The following is an 8,709-nucleotide window of genomic DNA, read 5'->3' as shown; positions in this document are numbered from 1 at the left end:
AAACTCTCTTCATTTTCTGTCTTTCCCTCACTCCCGTATATCGACACAAAGCCCTTACCTGATCCCACACCAAAACCTGTTTCATGGGTCTCTGAATGGCTTTTATGGTGATCTGTCATGCCATCAATCGTCACACTTTCTCCGCTCACATTGATATCTTGACCGGAAAGCAGATGAGAAGCCGTGATTGTGGTCTCTTTGTCTGATTGCGTGATAATGTTTCCCGTCGCCCCAAGGATAGAGGAGACCGTTGTGGTATGCGATTGATATGTATCGGACGATTCCTCATGCAAAAAGCCACTTGATGACGATTGCGCTTGCTGATCCAAGTGTTCTTGGGCGCCTTTGATAGTAATCTTTCCCCCAGAGTGAATAGTAATATCCGCTTGTTTTTGATCTCCCAGAGCTTTCTCTCCTGACGTTTCCTCTGCCTTACCGGCTATGAGCGTCGAGGCGACAACTTCCGTGTTATTTCCTGAGTCAATGGCAATGCCTTCACCCCCTGTTATACTTGACCCCACAACTTGGCTCACATCCATCTTGTTATGCTCAGATTTGCTGCTACTAAACACCCCACCCTCTTTGTGATACGACATTTCATAATGTAAGCTATCCTCTGCATTATTGATGAGAATATCGTTGCTGGCTTTCAGCCCCACCTTGCCATCAGCCGCAATGGAACTGCCTGTGATGCTAAGATCATGTGGTTTGCCATCCTGCCCTGCAATGACAGTGGTGTCACCTCCCGATTTTATCGAAGAGCCAACGGCATGAGAGGCTTGCATATCCACTTTCGTGTTTTTGGTGCGAAGATGATACTCCACTTCATCGTTTCTTACCCCTATTGTTACCTCCCCTTGGGCGCCAAGAGCAACATTGCCCTTGGCATCTATATCGGAAGCAGCCATATGGATATCGCCACCCGATAGAACAGTGGTCTCTTTTCCAGAACTTAAATGAGAGCCATTGTGTAAAGCAACATGAGATGTTTCACTCCCATTCTGATTGTCCATGCTGTTGCGTGTGGCATCAATCGAAACATTCCTCTCAGCTTGCAAGAGAAGTTTATCCGTTGCTTGAACATCAGAGCCTAAAATATTCAAATCTTTTCCAGAGACATAAATGGGCTTGATGTACTTTGAAAAATATTTATTTAAAAAAAAATGTGTGAATACACAACAACAAGTGTATTCCGTTTAGGGCGTTCTGTTTTGCATGAGGAGTATGATCCCATTAAAAATGAAGAGATTAAGAGGAATAAAATAGAGATAATAAAATAAAGGCCCCGTTAAACGAGGCCTTAGTATTTTTTGTGCTGATAATTTCATTTTTACGAAATTAGAATTTGTAAGCGACACCTACACGGAAGTCATTGGTTTTGTAGTTGAATTCACGTGTATCGTTGGCGAATTTCTTTTTACCAAAATCGGAGTAACGGTATTCTGCACGTAAAAGAACGTTGTCGGTCATTGCAAAGTCAACACCGCCTCCAATAGTGAAACCAACCATTGTCTTCGTGTCATCAGCCCAAGTACCACCAGTCAAATCTACATTTTGCTTAACTGGTGGGTTTTCCACCACATCAGCATTCTGCTCAACCTTAGCTCTCTCTCCTTTTCCTGTAACTGATTGAATGCCCTGTACCTGCGCATAGGCAATACCACCAGCAACATAAGGCATAATACGGTCAACAGCAGCAAAACCGATACGAACGCGTGTAGCACCAGACCATTTTTCTTTGTAGCTGTGCTTTTCCGTTACCTTGTCACCTATTTCAAACCGTTGCTGATCTTTTAATTCAACCTTAGCTTTTTCAAGGGCATTATTAAAATCTGCTGCATTTTTTTCAGTAAGAGTCAATTCACGGGCTGTTTTTGATTCTTCACGGTCTGCCCAAACTGCATCGGTTTCAACACCGAGAATGAGACCATTTCCAAGGTCTACGTTAGATCCGGCATAAATCCCACCCATGAAACCAGAAGGACTAGGTGTGTTATCTTTTTTGACAAGTTCTTTATCTTCTCCTGGAATAGTTACTTTAGTTTTACTCGAAAAGTTACCAACTTGACCACCAAGATAAAAGCCTGTCCAAGAAAACGAAGGGGCTGCTGCGATAACTGCTGGGGCTGTTTCACGAGGGATCACCACGTCAGCAGCTTGTGCTGCAGAAGCTGAAATTAAAGCGGCAATAGAAGTTGCTATTAAAGATTTTGTATTCATAATTTTGCTCCTAAATTAACTATAAAATGACCTTACAAGATTATAGATAGAAAAGCTGTAGTAAAAATGTCACAACCATACAAATAAACACCCAGAAAACCAGTGGTTTGATCAAAGTCAAGATCTCTTAAAAATTTAATTTTTTATTAATACTTTTTATTCATAATTGTACTTTTGATGAAATTAGAACTTGTAAGCGATACCTACGTGAAAGTCATTGGTTGTGTAACCTAGTTTAAGGTAATACTTTTTATATTCCTTCTTACCAAAGTCTGAGTAACGGTACTCCGCACGAAGCAGAACATGATCTGTCATCGCGAAATCTATACCACCACCAAGGGTGAAACCCTCCATCGTTTTTATTTTATCAAATACTGTAGCAGAAACTTCTTTACTTGGCTTACCCATTTGCCAATTTTGTTTGTTCCTGAAACTTTACCAACACCCTGTATTTGCGCATAAGCAATACCATCAGCCACATAAGGCATAATACTGTCAGCGACGGAAAAACCAACACGAACCCGTGTTGCACCAGACCATTTTCTTTGAAACCAATGCAATACACTGCTGTGTCACCCTTTTGAAACTTTTCATTTTCATCCAATGTGACACCAGCATCTTTAAATTCATCATTAAAATCATCAATCACAAGAATCTTTGAGACCGTCTTCGTCTCTCCTCGGTCTGCCCAGACTGCATCGGTTTCAACACCTAGAATGAGGACATTTTCAAGATCTATGTTGGAACCTAAAATAAATACCACCTATGAAACCGGAAGACTTAGGTAGTGCATCTTTATCTAAAGTTTTTTCTTTTGTCTCTAAATCAAATACATCAACTTTGACTTGAAAAGTTGCCAACTTAGCCACCAAGATAAAAATCTATCCAAGAAAATGAAGGGGCTGTGATAACTGCTGGAGCTTTTTCACGAAGAATGATAAAATCAGAAGATTTTGCCACAGAAGCTGCTGCCATAGCGATAACAAAAGTTGTTACTAAAGATTTTATATTCGTAAACTTTGCTCCTCATTTATTTACGAGCACAGTATTATACGACTACAAAAAAAACGCTGTAGTAAAATGATACAATCATAGGAAACGAAAGTTGACGCAAGATAAAGTCATTTCATAACTTCACGTTTCACAAGAAATTGTAAGTTATAAATACGTATAATTCATTGATTTTACCGCGTAATTATTGCCTGTCGTTTATAAAAATCTTTTTAAGGAAATCTGAATAATATCTTTTACACCGCCAATAAATATGGAGTGTGTAATAATATAACAATAGAAAAATAACAGAGGCTCCGTCTTTAACAGAGCCTCATGACAATTTATTTTATCTTCATCATTTCGTTGTTGACGAAATTAGAATTTGTAAGCAACACCTACACGGAAATCATTGGTTTTGTATGCTAATTTATCCCCGTCCTTTACAAATGCTTTTTTACCATAGTCTGAGTAACGATATTCTGCACGCAATAGAACATTGTCTGTCATTGCAAAATCAATACCACCACCTACAGTGAAACCAACCATCGTTTTCGTTTCATCAAACACTTTAGCAGAAGCAATTTCGGCACCATCAGCTGTCGCTGCCTTAAGAGAATCAACCACTTGCAGCTGCGTATAAGCAATACCACCAGCAACATAAGGCATAATGCGATCAACGGCTGCAAAACCAACACGAACGCGTGTTGCACCAGACCATTTTTCTTTTATAGAGGTGCTATCTATACGTTTGTCAGTCGCCACGATACCAGCAATAGTTTTTCCTGTAGCAGGTGTAGCTTTCGCTGCTATAAGCTTATCTTTGAAACTGTCAAGGCCTGCTTCCCCAATGACTGCTGAATGCGCTTTTGAATCTTCGCGGTCAGCCCAGACTGCATCGGTTTCAACACCTAGAATGAGGCCATTTCCAAGATCTACGTTAGAACCTACATAAATACCACCCATAAAACCGGAAGGCTTAGGTGTCCAGTCTTTATCTGTAATTTTCTTTTTTGTTTCTGAATCAACTACATCAACTTTACCTGAAAAGTTACCAACTTGACCACCGATATAAAAGCCTGTCCAAGAAAATGAAGGGGCTGAGATAACTGCTGGGGCTGTTTCATGAGGGATGACAACATCAGCAGCTTGCGCTGCAGAAGCTGCCGCTATAGCGATAACAGAAGTTGTTACTAAAGATTTTATATTCATAAACTTTGCTCCTAATTTATTTATGAGCACAGTGCTACAAGATTACAGAAAGAAAAGCTGTAGTAAAAATGATACAGTCACAGAAAATGGAGGGCACATCCCAGACAAAATCGCTTCATAGCTTGATTTTGTACGAGAAACCTAAAGATATATATATAAATAACTTATTGGTTTTTAAATGTAATTCTTGTTTATTGTCTATGATTTTTTTAAGAAAACCTGAATAATATCTTTTCACATCCACAATAAATTATGTATTGTGTGATAATATGGCAACAGAAAATAACAGAGGCTCTGTCAAAGACAGAACCTCTGTTATTTAACTTATCATCTGTTAAAATTTGTAAGCAACACCAACTCGGAAATCATTGGTTTTGTAAGATGTCTCATATTTATCATTTGAGAATTTCTTTTTACCAAAATCTGAGTAACGATATTCCGCACGTACAATAATATTATTGGTCATTGCTAAATCAACACCAGCACCAAGGGTGTAACCAACAAGGGTCTTTGTTTCATCAGACAGAGTACCAGAAGCGATTACTTTGTCTGAATCTTTATCTGTTATTGAAATCAACGCACTATCTTGAAGCTGTGTATAAGCGATACCACCAGCAACATAAGGCATAATGCGTTCAGCTGCAAAACCAATACGTACACGTGTCGCACCAGCCCACTTTTCTTTAAAAGTGAAACTGTGGGTTCGTTTAGCACCAGGTACAAGCGCATCTTTACCAATATTAATTGCAGCGTCTTTTAATACCTTGTTAATATAATTGATGTGTTCTGGGGCAATGACATATGTTTTTCCTGTCTTCGTGTCATCTTTATTAGACCACATGATATCTGTATCAACACCTAGAATAAGGCCATTACCAAGATCAACGTTGGAACCTGCATAAAGCCCCCCCATGAAACCAGATAGTTTAGGCAAAAGGTCATCAGGCGCTGGAATCTTGTTTCCATTACTGAGAATATCCATTTTCGTTTTACCCGAAAAACCACCAATCTGGCCCCCAACATAAAAACCTGTCCAAGAAAAAGTTGGAGCAACAATAACGGGAGCAACAGGTGTTGGTCTTGGGGGAACAATAACATCTGCTGCTTGTGCTGCTGAAGCTGAAACAAAAGCGAAAGCAGAAGCTGTTATTAACCATTTCATATTCATATTTTCTCTCCATAGCTGAATATTTATTTGAACACACCATTTCATATAGAGCCCCATCTTCAGATATCTGTAGCAAAAATGATACACTTATAAAAAAAACAAAAAGCCAATCAAAGTACCCTTAATTGCTTGATCTGTAATAAATGAGAATAAAACTATGCCCATGCACAAATGGTCTCTTTTCCTCACGTTTTCTCTCCTTTATCATTTTGATAAAAAAACTGCGCCACAGTACCCTCCGTGTAAAGCGTGTGCTATTGACATAAAAATATAATATATTGATTTACAATGAAAAAATATCTTTTATATTAATTCGTCTGCAATATTGACGATGCTCTTATCTTAAGCCTTTTTATATTAAAGAAACCAAAACCATCCCTCTGCACCTCACAAACAAGCAAGTGTGTGAATAAATAAAACTATTTAAAAGCTAAAATGCTTCCTATTAATACTCTCAATATTGTAATAGTGAAGACCGTTACAATATTGAGAGCAGCTAAATCTAACTGTTCCATTTAAATTCATACAAACAACGTTTTTAGCTTCATCCTTCGCATAACCAAATGTGAATAGCACTTTGATTATTTTTTCATCATTGTAAAGAACGCTTGTAGCGCACATGAAAAAGATCTCCACTACCCTATGGACTGCAACAAGATTACATGCAATTTCATCACGCTTGCTCTTTGTTTTTATTTAGGCATTTATTCCTTTTTGACATATTTACCATTTTTTTCTTCTCTCAACCTTATAGTAAAGTCTTTTTCAGAGATTCAGCCTTATTTGTAGGCTATCATTTCATACTCCTTTACAAGACGAAATTGAAAAAAATACCTAAAGACAGACAACCGGTATGATAAACATTAAAACTTATATAGAAATCTCCTTAAAGCTGAAAAAATGAGAAATCTTTCTGAAAGTTTTCAACCCACCCCTTGCTTTAAAAATCATGAATTTGGCAGAAAAAATATCCCTCTTTTTCAACTTCAAAGCATATATTATACTTCTTGATGTTGTTTTTTCACTTTTTAAAAACTCATTGGACCTCGTGCAAATAGGTTTGGCCGTCCTTTTTTCCCTAGTCTTCTTTTAGGATAATGATCTCTTTTTTTACCAGAATGTAACACAGGTACTAACTTAGCTGCTGTTATGCTTTCGCTGTTATTTGTGCAAGAAAGTTCTATCTGAAAAACTTCAGATAATAACTTGCGAAGCTGTTCACCAGTAAAAAAACCTATTGGAGGAACAGCCGAAGATGCTCTCTGTATAAGGTTTTGAGACGCTAAAAAACTTGCACCTTGAGCCATAGAGATTGAAGCAAAAGTAGCAAAAGCTGTAATAAAATATTTTATGTTCATAAATTTAACCTCATCAAATATTCATAATGGATTTTATCTAGTGCCTTCATTGCAAATTTCCAGAAAAAATAGCATGTTTATAGATAAAAAGTGAGAATCCTTAAAAATAAAGCTTTGGAGCATTTTAATTTTAAAATAAAAGAAAATTGCCCTGCTCTGCCAACATAGAAATTACTTATTGAGTAATAAATAAAGGCACGAAGTATCGTCTGAAAATAATAAACTATACGAACTTCATATAATATACTGATTTATAATGATAATATAGCGTTATCCATATTGACTGAGAATCCTAAATACCATAAGATTCTCTCATTCCAAATCTTTTTCATGTTGAATCAATCAAAACCATTTGTTTGCACGTTACAAGTTGAGAGAGCTGTGTGGATAAAAAACACTAAAAAAAGACTAAAAATGCCTCTTATGAACCGTCTCAAGTGCTAAGGACTTACACAACATTGGGAATTGGTACAGTTGTGTGGATGGTAGCGGCTTGTTACTCCATAAGCATAAAGATGGTAGTGTTCAATAGATTTTATATTGGTATTGGAAGCTTTATTGTTATATCTTTTATGAGCGCCACCGTAAAATGAACTTGGGTGTCGGTTTCTTTACAAAAAGCACATGAATTAGCAACACAAATATATTCCGTTTAGGGCGTTCTGTTTTACACGAAGAACGTAAATCCATTAAAAACATGAGGCAATGCGTAATCTCTATTATTTAACAGACATTGCTTTAAATACTTTTGAAAGTCGTAAAGCAGAATTAAAAATGATGGTAAAGATGAGATTTGGTTTTTACATTTACACATTCATATTCTCCCCCAATTAGGCTGTATACCGGTTTCAGAGATTTAAGTCTTCCAACCTACCGTATGTTTCCAGCCTCTCCTCAAAATTGCTTTGTTTCAAATAAAAGCTGTTACAAAAATAAAAAATATGGATTCGCAAAAGTATTTTTATTGCCTAAACTTCAAATGAAATAGCACTTAAGAATTTATTATAATTCTTATCAGAAAAGATGAGAGGATAAAACGCCCATAATGTACAAGCATTTTGTCCTCTCACATCAATAATTAACTCTATTTAAAAGCCAATTTTAAAGTTAGCTATGCGCAAAAATATCAACTTCCGCCCATCCTAAAAGATCAAGCCTAGCTCTCATAGGCAAAAATTGAAAGCATGCCTTGGCAACATTTTCTCGCTCTTCACGTCTTAAACGTTCTTCAAATATAACCTTTAAACGATGTAAATATAACACATCCGACGCAGCATATTCAATTTGTGCCTGTGATAACGTTTCTGCCGCCCAATCCGAAGATTGTTGCTGTTTAGAAATATTCACATTCAGCAATTCATTACAAATTTCTTTCAAGCCATGACGATCCGTATAAGTGCGCGTGAGTTTCGAAGCAATCTTTGTACAAAAAATAGCCTCTGGCATAACACCAAATGTATGCGCTAAAATAGCAAGATCAAAACGCCCAAAATGAAATATTTTGGTTATTGCGTTATCCTCAAGCAATTTTATCAAATTTGGTGCACTCTTTTGTTCTTTAGCAATCTGAATAACGTCAGCAGTACCATCTCCAGAAGAAAGCTGAACAACGCATAAACGATCACGATAGGGTTGTAATCCTAAAGTCTCGGTATCAATCGCAATGGCATCAGTTTTATAATTGTCTAAGTTTGGTAAATCACCTTGATGAACGCGAATCTCAGCCATTTACCCTCCTACTTGCTAAAGCAGCAAGAATAC

The 8,709-nt window shown here is 37.2% G+C and carries 7 protein-coding genes and 2 pseudogenes; 1 reads left to right on the top strand and 8 read right to left on the bottom strand.

What is annotated here, in order from left to right; genetic code table 11:
- The 7 genes and pseudogenes from ACFIL3_RS08320 to ACFIL3_RS08290 form a co-directional block, all read right to left on the bottom strand.
- Positions 1 to 1,118: pseudogene (locus ACFIL3_RS08320) on the bottom strand (hemagglutinin repeat-containing protein); the annotation flags it as partial.
- A 220-nt stretch (positions 1,119 to 1,338) separates the two neighbouring features.
- Positions 1,339 to 2,220 carry an outer membrane protein gene (locus ACFIL3_RS08315; protein ID WP_375682063.1) on the bottom strand — a complete coding sequence of 294 codons (882 nt, stop codon included), beginning with the start codon at positions 2,218 to 2,220 and terminating at the stop codon, positions 1,339 to 1,341.
- A gap of 183 nt (positions 2,221 to 2,403) precedes the next feature.
- The gene (locus tag ACFIL3_RS08310; RefSeq protein ID WP_375660864.1) at positions 2,404 to 2,628 is read right to left on the bottom strand and encodes an outer membrane protein; all 225 of its coding nucleotides are present in this window, start codon (positions 2,626 to 2,628) and stop codon (positions 2,404 to 2,406) included.
- Positions 2,621 to 2,983: a hypothetical protein gene (locus ACFIL3_RS08305; RefSeq protein WP_375682062.1), complete on the bottom strand. Its 363-nt coding sequence runs from the start codon at positions 2,981 to 2,983 to the stop codon at positions 2,621 to 2,623. Before ACFIL3_RS08305 ends, ACFIL3_RS08310 begins: the two co-directional genes overlap by 8 nt.
- Before the next feature lie 605 nt (positions 2,984 to 3,588).
- Positions 3,589 to 4,422 (bottom strand): porin, encoded by an 834-nt coding sequence (locus tag ACFIL3_RS08300; protein ID WP_375682061.1) that lies wholly within the window; start codon positions 4,420 to 4,422, stop codon positions 3,589 to 3,591.
- A 334-nt stretch (positions 4,423 to 4,756) separates the two neighbouring features.
- A complete protein-coding gene (locus ACFIL3_RS08295) occupies positions 4,757 to 5,590 on the bottom strand; it encodes an outer membrane protein (RefSeq protein ID WP_375682060.1) in 834 nt (277 codons plus the stop codon).
- A 1,028-nt stretch (positions 5,591 to 6,618) separates the two neighbouring features.
- A complete protein-coding gene (locus ACFIL3_RS08290; RefSeq protein ID WP_375638372.1) occupies positions 6,619 to 6,948 on the bottom strand; it encodes a hypothetical protein in 330 nt (109 codons plus the stop codon).
- A gap of 414 nt (positions 6,949 to 7,362) precedes the next feature.
- On the opposite strand from ACFIL3_RS08290, the pseudogene ACFIL3_RS08285 reads away from it, so the two are divergent.
- Positions 7,363 to 7,805, top strand: a pseudogene (locus ACFIL3_RS08285) (integrase); the annotation flags it as partial.
- 250 nt (positions 7,806 to 8,055) lie between these two features.
- Here ACFIL3_RS08285 and ACFIL3_RS08280 read toward each other — a convergent pair.
- The gene (locus ACFIL3_RS08280; protein WP_375632307.1) at positions 8,056 to 8,676 is read right to left on the bottom strand and encodes a ribonuclease D; all 621 of its coding nucleotides are present in this window, start codon (positions 8,674 to 8,676) and stop codon (positions 8,056 to 8,058) included.
- Between the last annotated feature and the right edge of the window lie 33 nt (positions 8,677 to 8,709).

The sequence above is a fragment of the Bartonella sp. CE47NXGY genome (assembly GCF_042195415.1).
Taxonomy (GTDB): domain Bacteria; phylum Pseudomonadota; class Alphaproteobacteria; order Rhizobiales; family Rhizobiaceae; genus Bartonella.
The sequence above is the reverse complement of the archived record's forward strand: the minus strand, read 5'-3'. Positions and strand labels throughout refer to the sequence as shown.